The following is a 586-nucleotide window of genomic DNA, read 5'->3' as shown; positions in this document are numbered from 1 at the left end:
GCTGCCGGCCCAGCCGCTGGCGACGCGCAGCCAGCAAGTGGTCTGGTCGTTGGCCTGACCGTCGCGGTCCCAGTGGAACTGCACTTTGATGCGGCCGTACTGGTCGCAGTGGATTTCCTCACCGGCCGGGCCGGTGACGATGGCGGTCTGGCTGCCAAGGACTTTCGGTTTCGGGTGTTCGAGGGCCGGGCGGTAGTGCGCGTCCCACGGGGTGGCGAGGAAGCTGTTGCGGTAGCCCTGGTGGAAATCGCTTTTGTTGTCGGTGACGTCGCTGGTGACGTTTTCGCCGAGTACCTGCGGCTGTTTGCCTTCGTGCAGGACTTCGAGCAGCAGCCACAAATCATTCCATTCGGCGCGCGGGTGTTCGGCCAGGGTCATGAAGTGGCCGCTGGTCAGGGTCGGCTCGTCGCCCTTGCCCTCGACCAGCGTGTAGTCGCTGCGATGGCGCTCCAGGGCTCGGGTTGACAGCAGCTTGCCGCGCTCGCGGGTGGTGAAGCGGCCAGGGTAGTCGTAGTCTTCCAGATCCGGCATGAACGGGGACTTGACCGCTCCTTCGGGCAGGATCTTCGGTTTTTCGAAGTCGTAA

At 64.3% G+C, this 586-nt stretch carries 1 protein-coding gene; it reads right to left on the bottom strand.

What is annotated here, in order from left to right; translation table 11 throughout:
* On the bottom strand, positions 1-586 hold a 586-nt coding region (tssI, locus tag KVQ74_RS29795), incomplete at both ends, for a type VI secretion system tip protein TssI/VgrG (RefSeq protein WP_217834834.1).

The sequence above is a fragment of the Pseudomonas botevensis genome, from assembly GCF_019145475.1.
Taxonomy (GTDB): Bacteria; Pseudomonadota; Gammaproteobacteria; order Pseudomonadales; family Pseudomonadaceae; genus Aquipseudomonas; species Aquipseudomonas botevensis.
This window is presented reverse-complemented; position numbering and strand designations above follow the sequence as displayed.